This is a genomic window from Streptomyces sp. NPDC028314 (genome assembly GCF_055565795.1).
This window is the reverse complement of record NZ_JBVHTP010000015.1, coordinates 183,985-205,641: the sequence shown is the minus strand read 5'-3', so window position 1 is coordinate 205,641 and position 21,657 is coordinate 183,985. Positions and strand designations below refer to the sequence as shown.

Annotated in this window: 20 protein-coding genes and 1 tRNA gene; 10 read left to right on the top strand and 11 right to left on the bottom strand. The window is 69.6% G+C overall.

Features of this window, described 5'->3' with window-relative positions:
- Positions 1-193: 193 nt before the first annotated feature.
- The 5 genes from ACZ4TG_RS30655 to ACZ4TG_RS30635 all read left to right on the top strand — a co-directional run bounded on the left by ACZ4TG_RS30655 (position 194) and on the right by ACZ4TG_RS30635 (position 4,591).
- Positions 194-892 (top strand): SIMPL domain-containing protein, encoded by a 699-nt coding sequence (locus ACZ4TG_RS30655; RefSeq protein WP_468168829.1) that lies wholly within the window; start codon positions 194-196, stop codon positions 890-892.
- Complete coding sequence (locus ACZ4TG_RS30650) at positions 889-1,401, top strand: GNAT family N-acetyltransferase (protein WP_468168906.1); 513 nt, start codon at positions 889-891, stop codon at positions 1,399-1,401. Before ACZ4TG_RS30655 ends, ACZ4TG_RS30650 begins: the two co-directional genes overlap by 4 nt.
- Before the next feature lie 151 nt (positions 1,402-1,552).
- Positions 1,553-2,980, top strand: coding sequence for a pyruvate kinase (pyk, locus tag ACZ4TG_RS30645; protein WP_468168826.1), 1,428 nt, complete (start codon positions 1,553-1,555; stop codon positions 2,978-2,980).
- 112 nt (positions 2,981-3,092) lie between these two features.
- Positions 3,093-3,551, top strand: coding sequence for a MarR family transcriptional regulator (locus ACZ4TG_RS30640; protein WP_468168823.1), 459 nt, complete (start codon positions 3,093-3,095; stop codon positions 3,549-3,551).
- Between the two features lie 218 nt (positions 3,552-3,769).
- Positions 3,770-4,591 carry an alpha/beta fold hydrolase gene (locus ACZ4TG_RS30635; protein WP_468168820.1) on the top strand — a complete coding sequence of 274 codons (822 nt, stop codon included), beginning with the start codon at positions 3,770-3,772 and terminating at the stop codon, positions 4,589-4,591.
- A 9-nt stretch (positions 4,592-4,600) separates the two neighbouring features.
- Here ACZ4TG_RS30635 and ACZ4TG_RS30630 read toward each other — a convergent pair whose 3' ends face one another.
- Together ACZ4TG_RS30630 and ACZ4TG_RS30625 are read right to left on the bottom strand one after the other, a co-directional pair.
- The gene (locus ACZ4TG_RS30630; protein WP_468168817.1) at positions 4,601-5,380 is read right to left on the bottom strand and encodes a helix-turn-helix domain-containing protein; all 780 of its coding nucleotides are present in this window, start codon (positions 5,378-5,380) and stop codon (positions 4,601-4,603) included.
- Positions 5,381-5,476: 96 nt separating this feature from the next.
- Positions 5,477-5,549, bottom strand: a tRNA-Leu gene (locus ACZ4TG_RS30625).
- A 99-nt stretch (positions 5,550-5,648) separates the two neighbouring features.
- Between ACZ4TG_RS30625 and ACZ4TG_RS30620 the strand changes: the two genes are divergently transcribed.
- Positions 5,649-6,302, top strand: a complete 654-nt coding sequence (locus ACZ4TG_RS30620) for an ANTAR domain-containing response regulator (RefSeq protein WP_468168814.1) — start codon at positions 5,649-5,651, stop codon at positions 6,300-6,302.
- Between the two features lie 70 nt (positions 6,303-6,372).
- On the opposite strand, the gene ACZ4TG_RS30615 is transcribed toward ACZ4TG_RS30620, so the two are convergent.
- From ACZ4TG_RS30615 to ACZ4TG_RS30595, 5 genes are all read right to left on the bottom strand, one after another.
- Positions 6,373-7,089 (bottom strand): ABC transporter ATP-binding protein, encoded by a 717-nt coding sequence (locus tag ACZ4TG_RS30615; RefSeq protein WP_468168811.1) that lies wholly within the window; start codon positions 7,087-7,089, stop codon positions 6,373-6,375.
- Positions 7,086-7,958, bottom strand: coding sequence for an ABC transporter ATP-binding protein (locus tag ACZ4TG_RS30610; protein ID WP_468168808.1), 873 nt, complete (start codon positions 7,956-7,958; stop codon positions 7,086-7,088). Before ACZ4TG_RS30610 ends, ACZ4TG_RS30615 begins: the two co-directional genes overlap by 4 nt.
- A gap of 3 nt (positions 7,959-7,961) precedes the next feature.
- Complete coding sequence (locus ACZ4TG_RS30605) at positions 7,962-9,779, bottom strand: branched-chain amino acid ABC transporter permease (protein WP_468168805.1); 1,818 nt, start codon at positions 9,777-9,779, stop codon at positions 7,962-7,964.
- Between the two features lie 5 nt (positions 9,780-9,784).
- On the bottom strand, positions 9,785-10,714 hold the full coding sequence (locus ACZ4TG_RS30600) for a branched-chain amino acid ABC transporter permease (protein ID WP_468168802.1): 930 nt from the start codon (positions 10,712-10,714) through the stop codon (positions 9,785-9,787).
- A 114-nt stretch (positions 10,715-10,828) separates the two neighbouring features.
- Positions 10,829-12,061 carry a branched-chain amino acid ABC transporter substrate-binding protein gene (locus ACZ4TG_RS30595; RefSeq protein WP_468168799.1) on the bottom strand — a complete coding sequence of 411 codons (1,233 nt, stop codon included), beginning with the start codon at positions 12,059-12,061 and terminating at the stop codon, positions 10,829-10,831.
- A 399-nt stretch (positions 12,062-12,460) separates the two neighbouring features.
- Between ACZ4TG_RS30595 and ACZ4TG_RS30590 the strand changes: the two genes are divergently transcribed.
- On the top strand, positions 12,461-12,763 hold the full coding sequence (locus ACZ4TG_RS30590) for a hypothetical protein (protein WP_468168796.1): 303 nt from the start codon (positions 12,461-12,463) through the stop codon (positions 12,761-12,763).
- Positions 12,764-12,993: 230 nt separating this feature from the next.
- Here the strand turns inward: ACZ4TG_RS30590 and ACZ4TG_RS30585 are convergent, their stop codons facing one another.
- The 3 genes from ACZ4TG_RS30585 to ACZ4TG_RS30575 are packed head-to-tail and all read right to left on the bottom strand — an operon-like array spanning position 12,994 to position 16,030.
- Entirely contained in the window at positions 12,994-13,185 is a 192-nt protein-coding gene (locus tag ACZ4TG_RS30585) for a hypothetical protein (protein WP_468168793.1), read from the bottom strand.
- Positions 13,186-13,242: 57 nt separating this feature from the next.
- Positions 13,243-13,701, bottom strand: a complete 459-nt coding sequence (locus ACZ4TG_RS30580; protein ID WP_468168790.1) for a PaaI family thioesterase — start codon at positions 13,699-13,701, stop codon at positions 13,243-13,245.
- A 58-nt stretch (positions 13,702-13,759) separates the two neighbouring features.
- On the bottom strand, positions 13,760-16,030 hold the full coding sequence (locus ACZ4TG_RS30575; RefSeq protein ID WP_468168787.1) for an FdhF/YdeP family oxidoreductase: 2,271 nt from the start codon (positions 16,028-16,030) through the stop codon (positions 13,760-13,762).
- A 169-nt stretch (positions 16,031-16,199) separates the two neighbouring features.
- Here ACZ4TG_RS30575 and polA point away from each other — a divergent pair, with 169 nt between their 5' ends.
- Complete coding sequence (gene polA / locus ACZ4TG_RS30570) at positions 16,200-18,920, top strand: DNA polymerase I (RefSeq protein WP_468168784.1); 2,721 nt, start codon at positions 16,200-16,202, stop codon at positions 18,918-18,920.
- A 16-nt stretch (positions 18,921-18,936) separates the two neighbouring features.
- Here the strand turns inward: polA and ACZ4TG_RS30565 are convergent, their stop codons facing one another.
- Positions 18,937-19,806: a DUF4184 family protein gene (locus tag ACZ4TG_RS30565; protein ID WP_468168782.1), complete on the bottom strand. Its 870-nt coding sequence runs from the start codon at positions 19,804-19,806 to the stop codon at positions 18,937-18,939.
- Positions 19,807-20,031: 225 nt separating this feature from the next.
- Between ACZ4TG_RS30565 and ACZ4TG_RS30560 the strand changes: the two genes are divergently transcribed.
- Both ACZ4TG_RS30560 and ACZ4TG_RS30555 read left to right on the top strand, forming a co-directional pair.
- Positions 20,032-21,429, top strand: a complete 1,398-nt coding sequence (locus tag ACZ4TG_RS30560) for a lytic transglycosylase domain-containing protein (RefSeq protein WP_468168779.1) — start codon at positions 20,032-20,034, stop codon at positions 21,427-21,429.
- Positions 21,430-21,507: 78 nt separating this feature from the next.
- Positions 21,508-21,648, top strand: coding sequence for an SPW_0924 family protein (locus tag ACZ4TG_RS30555; protein ID WP_468168776.1), 141 nt, complete (start codon positions 21,508-21,510; stop codon positions 21,646-21,648).
- Positions 21,649-21,657 lie beyond the last annotated feature (9 nt).

The following is a 21,657-nucleotide window of genomic DNA, read 5'->3' as shown; positions in this document are numbered from 1 at the left end:
CCCCGCCCCCTGACCACCCCACCCCCTGACCACCCCCACCGGCTGACCCGCCCCCCAGCCCGAACAGCCGCCCCCGCCCCGCCGAACCCGACGCGGCGGGGGCCACCACCACACAGCCCGCACACACGGACACCCGCCGCGAACCACCCCGCCCTCACCACCACACCCCGCACGACAGTGCGACAGTGAAACCATGACCCAAGACACCGCACACCAGCCCTACGGAACCCCCGAAGTACCCCGCGTCGCCGTCCGCGGCGAATCCCGCATCGAAGTCGACCCCGAAATCGCCCGCATCGGCATCACCGTCAGCGCCCGCGGCACCGACCGCCGCACCGCACTCGAAGACCTCACCCGCCGCAACAACGCCGTACTCGACCTCATCAAGAGCTACGGCGACCCCGTCGAAAAACTCGAAACCGGCGCCTTCTCCATCACCCCCGAACTCACCCGCCACGGCCGCGGCGAACGCATCCGCGCCTACCACGGCCGCGTCAACATCACCGCCGAACTCAACGACTTCACCGCCCTCGGCGAACTCACCACCCGCCTCGCCGACCTCGAACTCACCCACGTCGACGGCCCCTGGTGGGCCCTGCGCCCCACCTCACCCGCCCACGGCGAAGCCCGCCGCCAAGCCGTACTCGAAGCCGTCCAGCGCGCCCGCGAATACGCCGAAGCCCTCGGCGCCTCCCTCGCCGCCCTCGTCGAACTCGCCGACCTCGGCGCCGAGAACGCCGCCCCCTTCCAGCCCGCCGGCAGCGGCATGCGCACCATGGCCTTCGCCTCCACCGAAGACGCCGCCGCCCCGCCCCTCGACCTCGAACCCCAGCGCCAGACCGTCTACGCCCAGGTGAACGCCCGCTTCACCATGACCCCTCCCCAGCTCTGAACACGCACCCCGCGGACGACTGGAGCCTGGAACGCCTCCGCGCCGACCACGCGGCCCCCCTCCTGGAATTCGAACGGGAGAACCGGGCCTACTTCGCCCGCAGCATCCCCGACCGCGGCGACACCTACTTCACCGAATTCGCCGCCCGCCACCGGGCCCTGCTCACCGAGCAGGACACCGGTCTGTGCCACTTCCACCTCCTGGTCAGCAGCCGCGGCGAGGTGCTCGGCCGCGTCAACCTCGTCGACGTCAAGGACACCGCCGCCGAACTCGGCTACCGAATCGGTGAACGTGCCGCCGGCCGGGGACTGGCGACCGCCGCCGTCGCGGAGATCTGCCGGCTCGCCGCCGACCCCTACGGGCTGACCGCCCTCACCGCCGACACCACCCTCGACAACCCGGCGTCCACCGCCGTCCTCGTACACAACGGCTTCAGGCCCGTACGGAGCCTCACCCTCGACGGCCGCCCCGGCATCCGCCACCACCGCACGATCAGCCCCCCGAACTGATCGAAAAGCGAACACGAACAGCGCCCCGGGGGTGCTCATCAGAGCACCCCCATGCACATTCAACAATTGTCAACAAGCTTTCGCCCAAAGGTCGTTGAGCGGACACCCGGAACCAATTTCCTACTGCCTGGTAGGGGCATACGCTCACCCCATGCGCCGAGCGAAAATCGTATGTACCCTGGGCCCCGCCACCGACTCATACGACCAGATCAAAGCCCTGGTCGAAGCCGGAATGGACATCGCCCGCCTCAACCTCAGCCACGGCACCTACGCCGAACACGAGGACCGCTACCAGCGAGTACGCAAAGCCTCCGACGAAACCGGCCACAGCGTCGGCATCCTCGCAGACCTTCAAGGCCCGAAGATCCGCCTCGGCCGCTTCCTCGAAGGACCCGTACTCCTTGAACGCGGCGACGAATTCACCATCACCGTCGAAGACCACCCAGGCGACCGCCACACCTGCGGCACCACCTACAAAGGCCTCGCCACCGACGTCACCATCGGCGAACGCATCCTCGTCGACGACGGCCGCGTCACCCTCGAAGTCACCCAAGTCGACGGCCCCCGCGTCCACACCCTCGTCATCGAAGGCGGCATGGTCTCCGACCACAAAGGACTCAACCTCCCCGGAGTAGCCGTCTCCGTCCCCGCCCTCTCCGACAAGGACATCGAAGACCTCCGCTGGGCCCTGCGCACCGGCGCCGACGTCATCGCCCTCTCCTTCGTCCGCAGCGGCCGCGACATCGAAGACGTCCACCGCATCATGGACGAAGAAGGCCGACGCCTCCCCGTCATCGCCAAGATCGAAAAGCCCCAGGCAGTCGAGAACATCGACGACATCGTCGCCGCCTTCGACGGAATCATGGTCGCCCGAGGCGACCTCGGCGTCGAAATGCCCCTCGAACAAGTCCCCATCGTCCAAAAGCGCGCCGTCAAACTCGCCAAGCGCAACGCCAAACCCGTCATCGTCGCCACCCAAATGCTCGACTCGATGATCGAAAACTCCCGACCCACCCGCGCCGAAGCCTCCGACGTCGCCAACGCCATCATCGACGGCACCGACGCCGTCATGCTCTCCGGCGAAACCAGCGTCGGCAAATACCCCATCGAAACCGTCGCCACCATGGCCCGCATCGTCGAAGCCGCCGAAGAAGACATCCTCACCAAGGGCCTCCCACCCCTCACCGACCGCAACAAACCCCGCACCCAAGGCGGCGCCGTCGCCCGCGCAGCCGCCGAAATGGGCGACTTCCTCGGCGCCAAATTCCTCGTCGCCTTCACCCAGAGCGGCGACACCGTCCGCCGACTCTCCCGCTACCGCTCACCCATCCCCCTCCTCGCCTTCACCCCCGACCCCGCCACCCGCTCCCAACTCAACCTCACCTGGGGCGTCGAAACCTTCCTCGGACCCCACGTCGAATCCACCGACGCCATGGTCGCCCAAGTCGAAGAAGAACTCCTGCGCATCGGCCGCTGCGTCCCCGGCGACATCGTCGTCATCACCGCCGGCTCACCCCCCGGCGTCACCGGATCCACCAACCTCGTCCGCGTCCACCACATCGGCGACCCCGTCCGCTGACCCCCACCACCACCCCACACGCACGCCTACGAAACACCGCGTCGGGCCCGACCCGACGCGGTCACCGCCACCCCTTGACCTCAACCAAACTCGAGGTCCTACGCTCCACCACATGACGATCAAGAACTACCCCCAGAACCAGCTCGCCGCCCAGCCCATCGGCTACTGGACCCGCGAAACCGCCAACCTCGCCATCGGCAGCATCCGCACAGCCCTCGCCCAAGAAAACCTCACCCAACCCCACTGGTGGACCCTCAACCACATCGCAGCCGCCCCCGCCACCTGGCAACGCCCCGCCCTCACCGCCAAACTCGCCCCCTACGACGACCAGAACACCGACTTCGAAGCCGTCTACGACGACCTCACCGCACGAGGCTGGCTCACCGAAGCCGCCGGCGCCCTGACCCTCACCGTCGAAGGCGAAGCCGCCCGCCTACGCGCCCACACCCGCAACGCCGCCGTCCACGCACGCATGCGCGAGGGCATCGACACCGCCGCCTACGCCGCCACCATCGACGTCCTGCGCCGCATGGTCGCCAACCTCGGAGGCGACGGAGACCTGCCGTCCTAAGAGCCGTCGCGCCTGCCCGGCCTGAAGCTGGGAGCCGTGTGGCGCTTCGGCCAGATGGACACCTCGTGATCTCGTTCATCCGCACAAGATCACCTCGGAGTGCGCCGGCCGTAACCTTCGGAGGGAGGCTCAAGCCCCCAACTACCCTTAAACCGACGACAGTTCAACGTCGAGAGAACGCCAGTCGGGCATGACAGCAGCAACACGGGGGAAACAGCATGCTCACGGTGGTCTCGTCCGACGGCACGCCCATGGCCTACGAGAGGCACGGGGAGACGGGCCCCGCGGTGATCCTCGTCGGCGGTACGTTGATGACCCGGGCACGGCACACACCCCTCGCCTCCCTGCTGTCCCGGAACTTCACCGTCTACCACTACGACCGCAGAGGACGCGGCGACAGCGGCGACCATTCGCCCTACAGCGTGCAGCGAGAAATCGACGACCTCGACGCTCTGATCGAGCGTGCGGGCAGGCCGGTGCTGCTCTTCGGGATGTCCTCCGGAGCCGTTCTGGCCCTGGAAGCCGTGGCCAGGGGCAGCGCGGTCTGCGCCCTCGCCCTGTACGAACCGCCGTTCATCGTTGACGGGACCCGCGCACCCCTGCCGGCCGACTACGTCGACCGCCTCAAGGCCCTGATCGCGCGAGGAGACACCACGGCAGCCCTCACCTACTTCCTGACAGATGGCCTGGCCATGCCTCCGGCAGCCATAGACGGAATGCGGCACACTCCTGTCTGGGCGGCGTGGGAAGCCGCTGCCCGCACCCTCCCCTATGACGGCCTGCTCATGGCCGACTTCATGTCAGGCCGCCCGCTGCCCACCGATCGCTGGGCCGGTGTGACCATCCCGGTACTCGTCGGTCACGGCGACACGGGCGAGACCTACATGGCCAACGCGGCGAAGGAACTCGCCTCCCACGGAGACAACTACACCCTCCACACCTTCCCCGGCCAGAACCACAACGTCGACCCGCACGCCCTCGCACCCGTACTCACCACGTTCTTCACCACGGCGTGGGCGGCGGTTCAGACGCGACTTTGACGAAACGGCCTAGTACTTCGGCCCGATGTGCGCGTCCATCAGCGCGACGGAGGCCTTGCGGGCGACGGACACGTTGAATGGATCACTGCCCCGGGCGAGAACGGTCCACTCGACGCCGACCTTGGCGAGCGTGTCCGTACAGAGCCGACGGATGTCATCGGACTTGTTGGTGAAGAAGTAGCGCGGGTACTCGTACCGCTTGCCGTTCCGGACGGTCCAGTTGGTGATCCGACACCCGTCGGAGTGGATCAGCCCCCGGATGAAGTCCCAGGGGTGCGCGTCGACGATCTCCTGCTGCCAGCCTTCGAGGGCGATGCGCCGCTCATGCTTCTTCCCGGGCCCGTGCTGCGGGAACATGCACGTCCAGTGCCATGTGTAGGACTTGACCTCCACGCACCCTCCCCTGAGCCGCCGACTGGCTCGGGGGAGTGGCATCACGCGCCGCATGGCCTCCTCGGCCGCATCGACGAGGCCGCTCCATGAAGCGTCGCAGAAGATGGACAGGTGGTGCTGTTTGGTCTTCGAGATGATGTGCCCGTCACCGAGATAGAGGCCGAGCAGGTAGGCGTACGCGATGCGGTCGAATTCCCGGCCGGTGCATATCGGGCAGTCGGTCGGCGGCACGTAGGTCTCGCCCCGGTGTCTGCGGTCTTCGTACCGCCACCAGCCGACGGTCCCGCGCGGGACATCGAGACGCTCGGCTACGGCCCGGTTGGTCATGCCCCGGCGCAACAGCAGGACGGCTTCTTCGCGAATCGCAGGATTGTGCTCCACGCTCAGGAGCTTCATCGCTATTCGTCCGCTTGGCCGTAATTCGAAGATTCGTTCACCGGGACGAGTGAAGATCGCTTAACTCGCCCGACGGCCTTTAAATCGAAGGAGAAGTGCCCCGGGTCGGATTCGAACCGACGCTGAATGGGTTTTGAATCCATGGCCTCTGCCGCTGGGCTACCGGGGCCCCTTCGAAACGAAGGATACAGAAGACCCTCCGTGTCACAAACATACAGGAGCTAGGTAGGCTCGGGGGAGCTGAATCACCTTGCAACAAGGAGCCCCCGTGACCGCCGAGCACGAGTCGACGCCCACGCCCGACGCCGACCAGTCGCACGTTCCGCCGCTGACGACCCGCGTCGTCATCGCCGAGGACGAGGCGCTCATCCGCCTGGACCTGAAAGAGATGCTCGAAGAGGAGGGGTACTCCGTGGTCGGGGAGGCCGGCGACGGTCAGACGGCCGTGGAGCTGGCCCGTGAGCACCGCCCCGATCTGGTGATCCTCGATGTGAAGATGCCGGTCCTCGACGGGATCTCCGCGGCGGAGAAGATCGCCGAGGAGTCCATCGCCCCGGTCCTGATGCTGACGGCGTTCTCGCAGCGCGACCTGGTCGAGCGGGCTCGTGACGCGGGTGCGATGGCGTACCTGGTGAAGCCGTTCAGCAAGAGCGATGTGGTTCCGGCCATCGAGATGGCGGTGTCGCGTTTCGCGGAGCTGCGCGCGTTGGAGAAGGAGGTCGCGGACCTGTCGCTGCGGCTGGAGACGCGGAAGCTGGTGGACCGGGCCAAGAGCATTCTGCAGACGCAGTACGGGCTGACGGAGCCGGCGGCGTTCCGGTGGATCCAGAAGACGTCGATGGACCGGCGGATGTCGATGCAGCAGGTTGCGGAGGCGGTCATCGAGGACGCCGAGGAGAAGAAGCAGGGCGCGGGCAAGTAGGTTCCTGCGATGTGCTGAGGCCCGCCACCGGATTCCGGTGGCGGGCCTCAGTGCGTTCGTACGGCGGGGGTCAGTCCTCGCCGAGGTAGGCCTTGCGGACGTCCTCGTTGACGAGGAGTTCGCGGCCGGGGCCGGACAGGACGATCTTGCCGATCTCCATGACGTGGCCCTGGTCGGCCAGGGACAGTGCGGCCTGGGCGTTCTGCTCGACGAGCAGGATCGTGGTGCCGGCCGCCTTGAGTTCGGCGATCGTGGCCATGATCTTCTGCATCATGATCGGGGAGAGGCCCATGGAGGGCTCGTCGAGCATGAGCAGTTTCGGGCGGCACATGAGCGCGCGGCCCATGGCGAGCATCTGCTGTTCGCCGCCGGAGAGGGTGCCGGCGGCCTGCTTGCGGCGCTCTCCCAGGATGGGGAAGAGGTCGTAGGCGCGGTCGATGTCCTGCTGGATGCCGACCTTGTCGTTCTTGAGGTAGGCGCCGAGGAGGAGGTTGTCCTCGATGGTCATGCGCGGGAAGATGTGCCGCCCCTCGGGGGAGTGGGCGAGCCCGAGCGCGACGATGTCGTGTGCCTGGACCTTCTTGAGGGACTTTCCCTCGAACTTGATCTGGCCGCCGCGCGGTTTGATCAGGCCGGAGAGGGTGCGCAGGGTGGTGGTTTTTCCGGCGCCGTTGGTGCCGATCAGGGTGACGATCTGGCCGGCTTCGACGGAGAAGGAGATGCCCTTGACGGCTTCGATCTTGCCGTAGGCGACGCGGAGGTCCTCGACCTCGAGGAGGGCGGTCACTTGGCTTCTCCGTCCGTGCTGGTGGTGCTGTGCGCCTCGGCGGCTTCGACCTCCGCGATTTCTTCGGCGCCGGGGGCGCCTTCGAAGGGTTCGCCGAGGTAGGCGGCGATGACGCGTTCGTCGCCCTGGACTTCGGCGGCGGTGCCTTCGATGAGCTTTTCGCCCTGGACGAGGCAGGCGACGCGGTCGCAGAGGTTGAAGATGAAGCGCATGTCGTGCTCGATGACGAGGACGGCGATGCCCTTGTCCCGGATGGCGAAGATGAGTTCTTCGGCGGCGCGGGTTTCTTGCGGGTTCATGCCGGCGGTGGGCTCGTCGAGGAGGATGAGGCCGGGGTCGCTGGCGAGGGCGCGGGCGATTTCGAGCTTGCGCTGTTCGCCGTAGGGGAGGTTGCGGGCGAGGTGTTCGGCTTTGTGGTCGAGGCCGATGAACTCGAGGAGTTCCATGGCTCGTGCGCGGCTGGCTTCTTCGGCGCGGCCGAAGGAGGGGAGGCGCAGGAGGGCGGACCAGAGGCCTTCTTTGGTGCGGGTGTGGCGGCCTACGAGGACGTTTTCCAGGACCGTCATGTTGTTGAAGAGACGGATGTTCTGGAAGGTGCGGGCGATGCCGGCCGCGGTGACCTTGTAGGACTTGGGGGGCAGGACCGTGCCCTTGTAGCGGACTTCGCCCTCGGTGGGGATGTAGAGGCCGGTGAGGCAGTTGAAGAAGGTGGTCTTGCCGGCGCCGTTGGGGCCGATGAGTCCGACGATCTCGCCGCTGCGTACGGTCAGGTCGACGTTCTTGACGGCGGTGAGGCCGCCGAAGCGCATCGTGACGCCGCGGGCGTCGAGGACCGTCTCGGTGACCGTCTCGGTCGTGGTGGTGGTCATGGATCAGGCCCCTGTCTTGCCGAGGACTGTGGGCGCTTCGAGGTCCTTGTGGAGTTCGAGCTGGTTGCGCCGGTTGGGGATGAGGCCTTCGGGGCGCAGGCGCATGAGGATGACGAGCGCGATGCCGAAGACGAGGAGCTGGTATTCGCCGAGGAACTGGAGCTTGTTGGGGATCATGAAGAGGAGGGCGCCGCCGACGAGGGGGCCGGAGATGGTGCCCATGCCGCCGAGGACGACTGCGGCGAGGAGGAAGGCGGAGTTCGGGGGGACGGCGTTGGCGAAGACGTACTGGTCCGGGGTGACGGTGTAGTTCACGTGGGCTTGTACGGCTCCGGCGAGGCCGGCGAGGGTGGCGCCGAGGGCGAAGGCGATGAGTTTGACGCGGAAGCCGTTGATGCCCATGGCTTCGGCGGCGGTTTCGTCTTCGCGGATGGCGACCCAGGCGCGGCCGATGCGGGATTCGGCGCTGCGGCGGAAGACCATGATCACGATGAGGGTGACCAGGAGCATCAGCAGGAAGTAGTTGGCGAATCGGCCGACGGCGATTCCTGCGATGGTGTGGGTGGCGCCGAAGTCGAATCCGAAGAGGTCGACGTTGGGGACGCCGGCGATGCCGTTGGGGCCGTTGGTGAGGTCGGGGCCGGAGACGCCGTCGAGGTTGTTCATGGAGATTCGGAAGATTTCTCCGAAGCCCAGGGTGACGATGGCGAGGTAGTCGCCGCGCAGGCGCAGGGTGGGGGCGCCGATGAGGACGCCGAAGACCATGGATGCTGCGGCGCCGAGGAGGATGGCGGCCCAGAAGGGGAAGTGCACTCCGAAGGGGGAGTTGGGGGAGCCGGAGACCAGGGCTGCGGTGTAGGCGCCGACGCCGAGGAAGGCGACGTAGCCGAGGTCGAGGAGGCCGGTGAGGCCGACGACGATGTTGAGGCCGAGGGCGACGGTGGCGAAGATGAGGATGTTGACGCCGAGGGTCGCGTACTGGTCGTCGGTCTGGGTGAGGGGGAAGGCGGCGGCCGCGACGAAGGCGCCGATGAGGGCGACGTTGCGGTGCTTGTTGGTGAGGGCGGTGAAGCGGGAGACGAGGCCGGCTTTGTTGAGGGCGGTGAAGCCGAAGCCGGCCAGGATCAGGAAGCCGATGAAGAGTTCCTGGTACGGGGTGGTGACGCCGTAGGTGAAGACGCCCAGGGCGACGGCGAGGAGTGCGGTGATGAGGAGGATCTCGGCGTAGGCCGGGAGTTCGCGGGCCGGCTTGGGGGTGCCGCTGGCGTGGGCGGCCTTGGTGACGGTCCAGCTGTTGGAGATGTTGTGCTTGGTCTGCTCCCACCAGGTGTCTTCGGGGTCCGCGAGTTCGACTGCGGGGCGTTCGAAGGGGAGGGAGCGGGCGCCGATGTAGGCGGCGGCGGAGGTGACGAGGGCGATGAAGCCGCCGGGCTCCAGGTTGATGAGGCCGCCGAGGGTGTTGCTGATCGCCCAGGCGGTGTAGGCCACCGTGAGGAGGGTGCCGAGGGCGGAGAGTTTGATGGCGGCGTCGGCTCCGGCGGGGGTGAGCCAGCGCAGGCCCTTGATGCCGTAGGAGGAGAGGCCGAAGAGGGTGGTGAGGGCGCCGCCGACGAGGACGAGCCACTGGAGTCCGCCGGGGTATCCGTAGACGGTGAGGTTGCCGGGGAAGGCGGCGGTCCAGGTCCAGGCGAGGAAGCAGGAGATGACGGTGAGGGCGCCGCCTGCGGTGGCGAGGGCGCGGGCCGTCTTCTCGGGGAAGGTGATTCCCGTTCGGCTGGTTGCCGTCTTGGGTGCGGCGGTGTCTGTGGTGGTAGTCGTCATGGTTCTCACGCCCTGTCCGCCACGCGCTCACCCAGCAGGCCCTGGGGCCGGAAGAGGAGCACGAGGATGAGGAGTACGAACGCCCAGGTGTTGCCCCAGGACTGGCCGCCGAGCTGGCTCATGCCGGGGACGTCGGCGATGTAGGCGGTGGTGAGGGTCTCGGCGAGGCCGAGGACCAGGCCGCCGATCATGGCGCCGTAGATGTTCCCGATGCCGCCGAGGACGGCTGCGGTGAAGGCCTTGAGGCCCAGGATGAAGCCCATGCGGTAGTTGATCTCGCCGTACTTGAGGCCGTAGGCGACGGCTCCGACGGCGGCGAAGGCCGCGCCGAGGGCGAAGGCGACCGTGATGATGCGGTCGGTGTTGATGCCCATGAGCTTGGCGGTGTCGGGGTCCTGGGCGGTGGCCTGCATGCCGCGGCCGGTGCGGGTCTTCTTGACGAAGAAGCCGAGGAAGGCCATGGAGACGGGGGCGGCGATCAGCAGGAAGACGTCACCGGTCTGGATGGTGATGCTGCCGAGGTGGAAGGGGCCGCCGGGGATTTCAGGGAAGACCCGGGAGGACTTCGCGTCGGGGTACCAGGCCCATACCGCCTGCTGGAGGACGATGGAGAGGCCGATGGCGGTGATGAGCGGTGCGAGGCGGGGGGCGCTTCGCAGTGGCCGGTAGGCGAAGCGTTCGGCTCCGACGGCTATGAGGGTGGCGATGATGATCGCACCGATGATCATGAGCGGCAGGGCGACCCACATGGTGGTGCCGCCGGGGAGCATGAGCCAGACCGTGAGGGCTCCGAATCCGCCGGTCATGAAGATCTCGCCGTGGGCGAAGTTGATGAGCTGGACAATGCCATAGACCATCGTGTAGCCGATGGCGACGAGCCCGTACATGGATCCCAGTAGCAGGCCGTTGACCAGCTGTTGCGGCAGTTCGTGCACCGCAGGTCCTCCGAGTCTTTCGACGGATGTGACACCGCGCGGGGCGCTTGTGTTGCGCGCCCCGCGCGGCAGGTGAGGGGTGAGGGCTAGCGATCTAGGGGGCTAGCGGGTGGGTCAGCCGCCGTAGGTGCCGGACTCGACGGACTTCCACTCGCCGCCGTCGACCTTGTAGACGGTGAGCTGCTTGTTGGTGGCGTCGCCGAACTCGTCGAAGGAGACCTTGCCGGTCACGCCGTCGAAGGAGACGCCCTGGACGGCTTCGAGGACCTTGGCGCGGGCGTCGGAGGGGAGCTTGCCGTTGTTGGCGTCGACGACCTTCTTGACGGCCTCGATGACGGCCCAGGCGGAGTCGTAGGAGTAGCCGCCGTATGCCGCGAACGGGTCCTTGTATCCGGCCTTGGTGTAGTTGGCGACGAATTCCTTGGCGGAGGGCAGGCTCTCGACGGGTGCGCCGACGGAGGTGGCGAAGTCGCCGGTGGCGCCGTCGCCGGCGAGCTCGACGTACTTCTTGTCGTAGATGCCGTCGCCGCCGACGAGCGGGATGTTGGCGCCGGAGGCCTTGATCTGCTTGCTGAGCGGGCCGGCTGCGGGGTACTCGCCGCCGTAGTAGACGACGTCGGCGCCGGAGCTCTTGACCTGGGTCACGATCGCCGAGAAGTCCTTGGACTCGGGGTCGATGTGGCCTTCGCCGGCGACGGCGCCGCCGAGCTTGGTGAACTCGCCCTTGAAGGTGCCGGCGAGGCCGGAGCCGTAGGTCTTCTTGTCATCGATGATGAAGACCTTCTTCTTGCCCGCCTTGTTGAAGAGGTACTGCGCCGCGAACGGGCCCTGGATGGCGTCCGTGGTGGCGGTGCGGAAGTAGCTCTTGTAGGTGCGGGTCTTCTGGCCCTCGGCCCACTTGGGGCCCTGGGTCAGGGACGGGCTGGTGTTGGCCGGGGAGATCTGGGCCAGCTTGGCGTCGTCGAAGACCTTCTGCATGGACTCGGAGACCGAGGAGTTCAGCGGGCCGACGACGCCGAGGACGTCCTTGTTGGCGGTGAGCTTGGTGGCGTTCTGCTGGCCGGAGGAGGCCTGGGCCTGGTCGTCGAGGGCTTCGACCTTGAAGGTGATGCCCTTGACGTACTTCTTCTCGTTGGCCTGCTTGGCCGCGAGGTCGGCCGAGTTCTTGATGCCGAGGCCGAGGGCGGACAGGTCGCCGGTGAGCGGCGCGTCGACGCCGATGACGACCGTGGTGTCGCCGCTGCCGGCGGTGTCACCGCCCTTGTCGTCGCGGGAGCCGCAGGCGGTGAGGGTGAGGGCGCCCGCGGCGAGCGCGGCGGTCACGGCAATGAGAGAACGCTGACGCACGATCAGTCCTTTCCTGGCACTGCGTCCCCCGTGGGACGCACCGTGTCGAACGCGGGGAACCGAACTGAAAGGAATCCGGTGGTCGCGGTGACTGGCCGTGACTCTAAGCGGGTCTTCGGAGGTTATGGAGGGCTTGGGCCAATGATGTGACGCTCTTGTTATGCCACGGCGTAATGCATAGCGGATCTCTGCGGGTGGAACGGGGGAATTCCAGCCGTTTCGTCTTGTCCGCATGGTGAGATGGCGCAGGACCGTCAGGGGGTTTAAGTCCTGTCGCTCCAGGCGTCTGGGGGGTTTTGCTCATGACGGGGCGGGGGTGGCCGTGTCTCGTTGTTCGGGACAGGCCCTGGTCAGAGCGGTGGAAAGATCCCTGGCATATCGGTCACCCGGGATGTAACTGTGATCCTCTTTCTGAAATCCATTACTGAGGGTTACTTCCAGAAAAGGGAGCCCGGAATTCCGTGCCACATGCACGCAGTCGGTGACCTGAACCCTCAAGAGAACCTCAACGACTCCACCGCCGTCGACGGTGACGGGCAGATTTGGCTGAACGGTGAGGGTCAGGGCCCGCGACGGCTGCCCGATCCGCTCCACCGCCACGGGCAGGCCGGGGGCGTTGCGCACACGGACAGTGAACGCGAAGGCAACTCCGGGGGGCGGCGGCTCGGCCGGTTCGAGGTAGGTGAGGGCGACGCCCTGTGAGGGCGCGGGGGGTACGTGGGGCGCCGGCCGCGGCCGGTCCGCGTACAGCTGGACGGCGGTCGCGGTCGCGGCGGCCGCGCAGGTCAGGCCCGTCAGCAGGAGCACGGCCCGGCGGCGGCGCCGGTAGCGGGCGCGGGCCCAGCGGACGGCGGCGGGCGTACGGCGCTCCGCGCGCGGGGTGTCGTGGCCGGCGGTGCCCTCGCCGGGCTCGAGCGGGCCGATTCCGCCGCTCATCGCCGGGGGCCGTCGGTCGGGGTGTGGCGGCGGTGGCGCTCCGCGCGGCGCCGGCCGGCCGTGCCGTCGGCGGGCGGGGGGCCTTTCGCGGTGCCCGCTGCGCCCGTGCGGGCGAGGAGGGCGGTGGTCAGGAGCGCCGCCGTCGCCCATGCGGCCGCGGCGTGCCGCGGCGCCGGTCCGGATCCCATGCGGGGAACGCTAGACCGGCGCCGGGGAGTGCACAACGGCTGGTATCGGAACGGCTGTTACGAGTTCGTGTCGCGCAGCAGGCAGGTGAGGCGGGCGGTGCAGACGCGCTTGTCCTGCTCGTCGGTGATGACGATCTCGAAGGTGGTGGTGCTGCGGCCCTTGTGGACGGGGGTGGCGACGCCGGTGACCAGGCCGGAGCGGACGCCGCGGTGGTGGGTGCAGTTCAGGTCGACGCCGACGGCGATCTTGTTGATGCCGCCGTGCATCATCGCGCCGATGGAGCCGAGGGTCTCGGCGAGGACGGCGGAGGCGCCGCCGTGCAGGAGTCCGTAGGGCTGGGTGTTGCCCTCGACGGGCATGGTGGCGACGACCTTGTCGGCCGAGGCTTCCAGGATGCGGATGTCCATGCGTTCGCCGAGGTGGCCCGCCGAGAAGAGCGAGGGCAGGTCGATGCCCATGGCCGCGTACTCGTCGAGGACCTCCTGCGGGAACTTCACAGCGTGCTGCTCGCCCATGGGCCGGCTCCGTTCGTGTATCAACGTTCGTTAACCATCTTGTCCTGAGGTCGTTCTATCAGGCCGGTTCGAAGCGCACGACGACGGACTTGCTCGCGGGGGTGTTGCTGGTGTCCGCGGTGGAGTCCAGGGGCACCAGGACGTTCGTCTCGGGGTAGTAGGCGGCCGCGCAGCCGCGGGCGGTCGGGTAGTGGACGACGCGGAAGCCGGGGGCGCGGCGCTCCACGCCGTCCGTCCACTCGCTGACGAGGTCGGTGCGGGCGCCGTCGGCCAGGCCGAGCTCGGCGGCGTCGAGCGGGTTGACCATGACCACGCGGCGGCCGCCGGTGATGCCGCGGTAGCGGTCGTCGAGGCCGTAGATCGTGGTGTTGTACTGGTCGTGGCTGCGCAGGGTCTGCAGCAGCAGCCGCCCCGCGGGGACGCGGGGGTACTCCACGGGTGCGGCGGTGAAGTTGGCCTTGCCGGTCTTGGTGGGGAAGCGGCGCTCGTCGCGCGGGGCGTGCGGCAGCCGGAACCCGCCGGGGCGGGCGGCGCGGGCGTTGAAGTCCTCGAAGCCGGGGACGACGCGGGCGATGCGGTCGCGGATGGCGGCGTAGTCCTTCTCGAACTCCTCCCAGGGGGTGGCGGAGGCCGTGCCGAGGACGGCGCGGGCCATGCGGGCCACGATGGCGGGCTCGGACAGCAGGTGGGGGGAGGCGGGGGCGAGGTTGCCGCGGGAGGCGTGCACCATGCCCATGGAGTCCTCCACGGTGACGAACTGCCTGCCGGAGGCCTGTACGTCCTTGTCGGTACGTCCCAGGGTGGGCAGGATCAGGGCGCGCCGGCCGGTGACCGCGTGGGAGCGGTTGAGCTTGGTGGAGACGTGGACGGTCAGGGAGGCGCGGCGGATCGCCGCCTCGGTGACGTGGGTGTCGGGGGTGGCGCCGACGAAGTTGCCGCCCATGGCGAAGAGGACCTTGGCCTCGCCGTCGCGCAGGGCCTGGATGGAGCGGACCACGTCGAAGCCGTGGTGCCTCGGCGAGGTGATGCCGAACTCGCGGTCGAGGGCGTCGAGGAAGGCCGGCGCGGGCCGCTCGAAGATGCCCATGGTGCGGTCGCCCTGGACGTTGGAGTGGCCGCGGACGGGGCAGACGCCGGCGCCGGGGCGGCCGATGTTGCCGCGCAGCAGGAGCAGGTTGACGACTTCGCGGATGGTGGCGACGGAGTGCTTGTGCTGGGTGAGGCCCATGGCCCAGCAGACGATGGTGCGCTTCGAGGCGAGGATCATGGCCAGGGCGCGTTCGATCTCGGGGCGGGTGAGTCCGGTGGCGGTGAGGGTCTCGTCCCAGTCGGCCTTCCTGGCGGTGGCCGCGAACTCCTCGTACCCGTGGGTGTGCTCGCGGATGAACGCCTCGTCCGTGGCGCCGTCCGCTTCCAGGACGAGTCGGTTCAGGAGGCGGAAGAGGGCCTGGTCGCCGCCGATGCGGATCTGGAGGAAGAGGTCGTTGAGGGCGGTGCCCTTGAGCATGCCGAGCGGGGTCTGCGGGTTCTTGAACCGCTCCATCCCGGCCTCGGGCAGCGGATTGACCGAGATGATCTTCGCGCCGGCGGACTTGGCCTGCTCCAGTGCGGAGAGCATGCGCGGATGGTTGGTGCCCGGGTTCTGCCCGGCGACGATGATCAGGTCGGCCTGGTGGAGGTCTTCGAGGGAGACGCTCCCCTTGCCGATGCCGATGGTCTCGTTCAGTGCGGAGCCCGAGGACTCGTGGCACATGTTGGAGCAGTCGGGCAGGTTGTTGGTGCCGAACTCGCGGGCGAAGAGCTGGAAGAGGAACGCGGCCTCGTTGCTGGTGCGGCCGGAGGTGTAGAAGAGGGCCTCGTCGGGGGAGCCGAGGGCGGTCAGCTCCTGCGCGATGACCGCGAAGGCCTGCTCCCAGCTGACCGGCTCGTAGCGGTCGCCGCCTTCGCGCAGCAGCATCGGCTCGGTGATCCGGCCCTGCTGGCCCAGCCAGTAGCCGGAGCGCTCCGCCAGGTCGGCGATCGGGTGCGCGGCGAAGAACTCCGGGGTGACCCGGCGCAGCGTGGCCTCCTCCGCGACGGCCTTCGCGCCGTTCTCGCAGAACTCCGCCGTGTGCCGCTTGTCTCCCTCGGGCCAGGCGCAGCCGGGGCAGTCGAAGCCGTCCTTCTGGTTGACCTTGAGGAGGGTGCGCGCGGTGCGGGCCAGCCCCATCTGCTGCTGGGCGATCTTCAGGGTGTGCCCGATGGCGGGCAGCCCGGCGGCGGCGCGCTTGGGGGGCGCGACCTGCGGCGCGTCCTGTGCGGGATCACCTGCGGGCGGCTTGGTGGCCATGTCGCTCCCCTTCGAGCTTCGCAGCGGCGCTGCTGCGTCGTTTCGCGTACTCCTTGGATCCTGTCACGGCCGGGGCGCGGCGCCGACGGCGCGATGGCGGGGACCTGTCGGGCCGGCCGCCGCACTCGGGCGTCCGGAATTGTCGGAGGGGACGCCTAGGATCGGAGGCGTGGCAGATTCAGCATCGAAGAAGACCGACCAGCCGACCGCAGCGGACCGCCCCCGCCTGATGCTCATGGACGGGCACTCCCTGGCGTACCGGGCGTTCTTCGCGCTGCCCGCGGAGAACTTCACCACCGCGACGGGCCAGCCGACCAACGCCATCTACGGTTTCGCGTCGATGCTGGCGAACACGCTGCGCGACGAGGCGCCCACGCACTTCGCGGTGGCGTTCGACGTGTCCCGCAAGACGTGGCGCTCGACGGAGTTCCCGGAGTACAAGGCGAACCGCTCCAAGACCCCCGACGAGTTCAAGGGGCAGGTCGAGCTGATCGGCGAGCTCCTCGACGCGATGAAGGTGCCGCGGTTCGCGGTCGACGGCTTCGAGGCCGACGACGTGATCGCGACGCTGGCGACGCAGGCGGAGGCCCTCGGCTTCGACGTGCTGATCGTCACCGGCGACCGCGACTCCTTCCAGCTCGTCTCCGCGCACACCACCGTGCTCTACCCGACGAAGGGCGTCTCGGAGCTGACCCGCTTCACCCCCGAGAAGGTGGAGGAGAAGTACGGGCTCACCCCGCAGCAGTACCCGGACTTCGCGGCGCTGCGCGGAGACCCGTCCGACAACCTCCCGGGCATCCCCGGCGTCGGCGAGAAGACCGCCGCCAAGTGGATCACCCAGTTCGGCTCGTTCAAGGAGCTGGTGGAGCGGGCCGAGGAGGTCAAGGGCAAGGCCGGGCAGAACTTCCGCGACCACCTCGACGCGGTCAAGCTCAACCGGGTGCTGACCGAGATGGTCAAGGACGTCGAGCTGCCCAAGACCCCGGCCGACCTGGTCCGCGCCCCCTACGACCGGTCCGCCGTCACCGGCGTGCTGGACGTGCTGGAGATCCGCAACGCCTCGCTGCGCGAGCGGCTGCTGGCCGTGGACCCGGGCGCGGCCGAGGAGGAGCCCGCGGCGCCGGCGGCCGGTGTGGAGCTGGACGGGTCCGTGCTGGGCGCGGGCGAGCTCGCGCCGTGGCTGGAGGCGCACGCGGGCGCCCCGCTGGGCGTCTCCACCGTAGACAGCTGGGCGCTCGGCCAGGGCAACGTCAGCGAGATCGCCCTGGCCTCGGCCGGCGGCGCGGCCGCCTGGTTCGATCCGTCCGAGCTGGACGAGACGGACGAGCGGGCCTTCGCGGCCTGGGCCGCCGACGCGTCGAAGCCGAAGGTCGTGCACAACGCCAAGGGCCTGATGCGGGTCTTCCCGGAGCACGGCTGGACCCTGGCGGGCGTCACCATGGACACCGCCCTCGCCGCGTACCTGGTCAAGCCGGGCCGCCGGTCCTTCGCGCTGGACGTGCTGTCCAACGAGTACCTGCACCGGGAGCTGGCGCCCGCCGCGGCCGACGGCCAGCTGGCGTTCGGCGCCGACGACACCGCCGAGGCGGAGGCGCTGATGGCGCAGGCCCGCGCCGTCCTGGACCTGGGCGACGCGTTCGAGGCCAAGCTGGCCGAGGTCGGCGCCGTAGAGCTGCTGCACGGCATGGAGCTGCCCACCTCCGAGCTGCTGGCACGCCTGGAGCGGGCCGGCATCGCCGCCGACCGCGAGCACCTGGAGGGCATGGAGCAGCAGTTCGCGGGCGCCGTGCAGCAGGCGGTGAAGGAGGCGCACGCCGCCGTCGGGCACGAGTTCAACCTGGGCTCGCCCAAGCAGCTCCAGGAGGTGTTCTTCGGGGAGCTGGACCTGCCCAAGACGAAGAAGACCAAGACCGGGTACACCACCGACGCGGACGCGCTGGCCTGGCTGGCCACGCAGACCGACCACGAACTGCCCGTGATCATGCTGCGGCACCGGGAGCAGGCCAAGCTGCGCGTCACCGTCGAGGGCCTGGTCAAGTCCATCGCCGCCGACGGCCGCGTGCACACCAGCTTCAGCCAGACCGTCGCCGCCACCGGCCGGCTGTCCTCCACCGACCCCAACCTGCAGAACGTGCCGGTGCGCACCGACGAGGGCCGGGCGATCCGCCGCGGCTTCGTCGTCGGCGAGGGCTACGAGTCGCTGATGACCGCCGACTACAGCCAGATCGAGCTGCGCGTCATGGCGCACCTCTCCGAGGACGAGGGCCTCATCGAGGCGTTCGCCACCGGCGAGGACCTGCACACCACCGTCGCCTCCCAGGTGTTCGGCGTGGAGCGGTCCCAGGTCGACGCCGAGATGCGCCGCAAGATCAAGGCGATGTCGTACGGCCTGGCGTACGGGCTGTCCGCCTTCGGCCTCTCCCAGCAGCTGGGCATCGAGCCGGCCGAGGCCCGCGGCCTGATGGACACCTTCTTCGAGCGGTTCGGCGGCGTGCGGGACTACCTCCAGCGCGTCGTCGAGGAGGCCCGCGCCACCGGCTACACCGAGACCGTGCTGGGCCGCCGCCGCTACCTGCCCGACCTCAACAGCGACAACCGGATGCGCCGCGAGGCCGCCGAGCGGATGGCGCTGAACGCCCCCATCCAGGGCACCGCCGCCGACATCGTCAAGGTGGCGATGCTGCGCGTCGACAAGGCGATCACCGAGGCCGGGCTGAAGTCGCGGATGCTGCTCCAGGTCCACGACGAAATCGTGCTGGAGATCGCCCCCGGCGAGCGGAAGAAGGTCGAGGAGCTGCTGCGCCGCGAGATGGCCGCCGCCGTGGAGCTCCGCGCCCCGCTGGACGTGTCCGTGGGCGTCGGCCCCGACTGGGAGTCCGCCGCGCACTGATCCGCGTACGGCCCCGTCAGCGCCCGTCCCCGCTCAGCACGGGGACGGGCGCTGACGCGTCCTCGTCGCCGCGGTGCCGCTCGCCCCGGTGACGCAGCCGCACGAGCGCCCCGTACAGCAGCAGCGCCACGATGAGGCCGCCGCCCGCTCCGAAGCAGACGGTCGGGATGATGTCGAGCGGCGTACGGACCCGGTCGAAGAACGTGAAGTAGCGGATCACCCGCAGCGTGACCCCGCCCGCCACGCACGCCACGACCAGGGCGGCCGCACCCCAGACCTCCGCCCGGCCCAGCACCGGCACGGACGCGGGCACGGCGGAGGCGGGCAGGGCGCGCAGCGCCGTCCCCGTGAACCACAGCAGCGCGCAGGCGGCGAACGCCGAAGTGCCGTACTGGAGGTACGAGTAGAGCGGCAGGCCGAAGGCGAGCGGCTCCCCGAGCTCCGGCAGGGCGTTGGTCCCCCACCGGTCCAGGTGCGTGAAGCTGTCCCACACCACGTGGGTCAGGGAGCCGGCGACCGCCGACAGGTAGAACCACAGCGCGAGCGAGGGCAGCCGGCGGCCGCGCCGCCACCGCTCGCCCCGCACGAAGGTGTACGTCCTGCCCCGCCAGGTGGGCGGCAGCAGCGCGATCAGCGGCTCGCGCAGCAGCAGCCAGCAGGCCGTGAGGGCGGCGGTGAGCGCGGCGTCGGCCGTCAGCACGCCCAGGACCGAGTGCGTGAATTCGCCGTACCGCATCACGCCCCCGACGATCGCGTCGAGGAAGTAGAAGGTGTCCGGCGCGAAGGAGCCGAGGACCAGGGCCGAGGCGACGAGCGGCCCGCGGGCCAGGCCGGTCCGGCGCACGGCCGGAAGTACGGCAGCCGCATGGCTGAGGGTGAACGGCATGCACGTCTCCTGGTCCCGCCGGCTCTTCCGCGCTCGTCCGGCGCCCGGCCGCTGCTCTGCACTTCGGTTGCTCTTTACTTCGGTCAATGCGCCCCGAATGGTCCGGACAGTATGCGTGACCTGCGCAGGGTCGTGGGGAACTGGTGAAATCCGGGCGCAGGTCCGTGCCTTGGAAAGGCACCTGACGTAGGGTCACGCGGACGTCGAGGGGGAGGAGTTCGGCTCATGTCGGCTCGAATATCGGCCCGGTTCGGACGAGGACGGCACGCAGGACCGCGCGCAGGACTGCCCGGCGGTTCGCCCGAAGGGCTGCCCGGAGGGCTGTGGGGCGGACTGCGCAGGGGCGGGGCCGCCGCCGTGGTGTCCGCACTGGTGATCGCCGCCGTGACCGGCTCCCAGGGCCCGGCGGCCGGGAGCGGGGACCGGATCTCCGCCGCCGGCGAGGAAGGCGTGCGGGCCGCCCCGCCCGGCACCCCGGGCGGGGACTCCAGCTACTACACCGAACTCCCGCCGCTGATCAGCCCGGAGCCGCCCGCGGTCCTCCTGCCGGCGCAGGACGCGCCACCCGCCGCCGACCCGCCCGCGCCCGCCGCCGGGGCGCCGCGCACCGAGCCCGTGGCCCTGGGCGCCGCCGAGGGTGCGCAGGGGATACCGGCGAGCGTGCTCGCGGCGTACCGGCGGGCCGAGCGGACGGTGGCGGATACCGACCCCGGATGCGGGCTGCGCTGGCAGCTCCTCGCCGCGATCGGCAAGGTCGAGTCGGGTCAGGCGCGCGGCGGCCGGGTGGACGCCTCGGGCACCACGCTGCGGCCGATCCTGGGGCCCGTGCTCGACGGGAACGGCTTCGCGAACATCTCCGACACCGACGGCGGGGCCTACGACGGGGACGCCAGGTACGACCGGGCGGTCGGTCCGATGCAGTTCATCCCGTCCACGTGGGCGGCCTGGGGGCAGGACGGCGACGGCGACGGCCGGCGCAACCCGAACAACGTGTACGACGCCGCGCTGGCGGCCGGGCGCTACCTGTGCGCGGGGAGCCGGGACCTGGGGGTGGCCGCGGATCTGGACCGGGCCGTGCTCTCGTACAACCAGTCCGCCGAGTACCTGCGGACGGTGCGGTCCTGGTTCACGTACTACCTCAAGGGGACACACGAGGTCCCGGACGGCGGCGGTACGGCCGCCCCGGCGGTGACGGCTCCCCGGCCGGCGCCCGCGCAGCCGACGCCCGCGCAGCCGAAGCCCCAGCCGACGCAGAACCCCACGCCGACGCCGACTCCGACGACCACCCCCGCGCCCACCCCGAAGCCCGACCCCACGCCGACCCCGAAGCCCACCCCCACGCCGACTCCCACGCCTACCCCGACCCCTACCCCGACTCCTAAGCCCACGCCCACTCCCACGCCCACTCCCACGCCCACTCCCACGCCCACTCCCACGCCCACTCCCACGCCTACGCCGACCCCGAAGCCCACCCCCACCCCGACCCCGACCCCGACGACCACGCCGGCCCCCACCGCCACCCCGAAGCCCGGGCCGACGGGCAGCGGCACGCCCACCCCGGCCCCGGAGCCCGCCCCCGGGGCGAGCTCCGCACCCGCTCCGGGCCGTACCGAAACCCCGTAGTCACAGCGGTTCTCATCTCACCCCCGCATTGCTACGGTGCCTCCTCCCTGACACCCCATCAGATTCCGGAGGCCCGGCATGCGCGCTCTCGTCGCCGCCGCCATCGGGCTGGTCGCCGCGCTGGCCCTCGTCCTCGCCATCACGGCGTTCGGGGTGCCGGAAGGCAAGACCTCGCCCAAGCCCCTGCTCACCACCGCGCCCCCCGCGCCCGGAAAGTAGAGGAGGCCC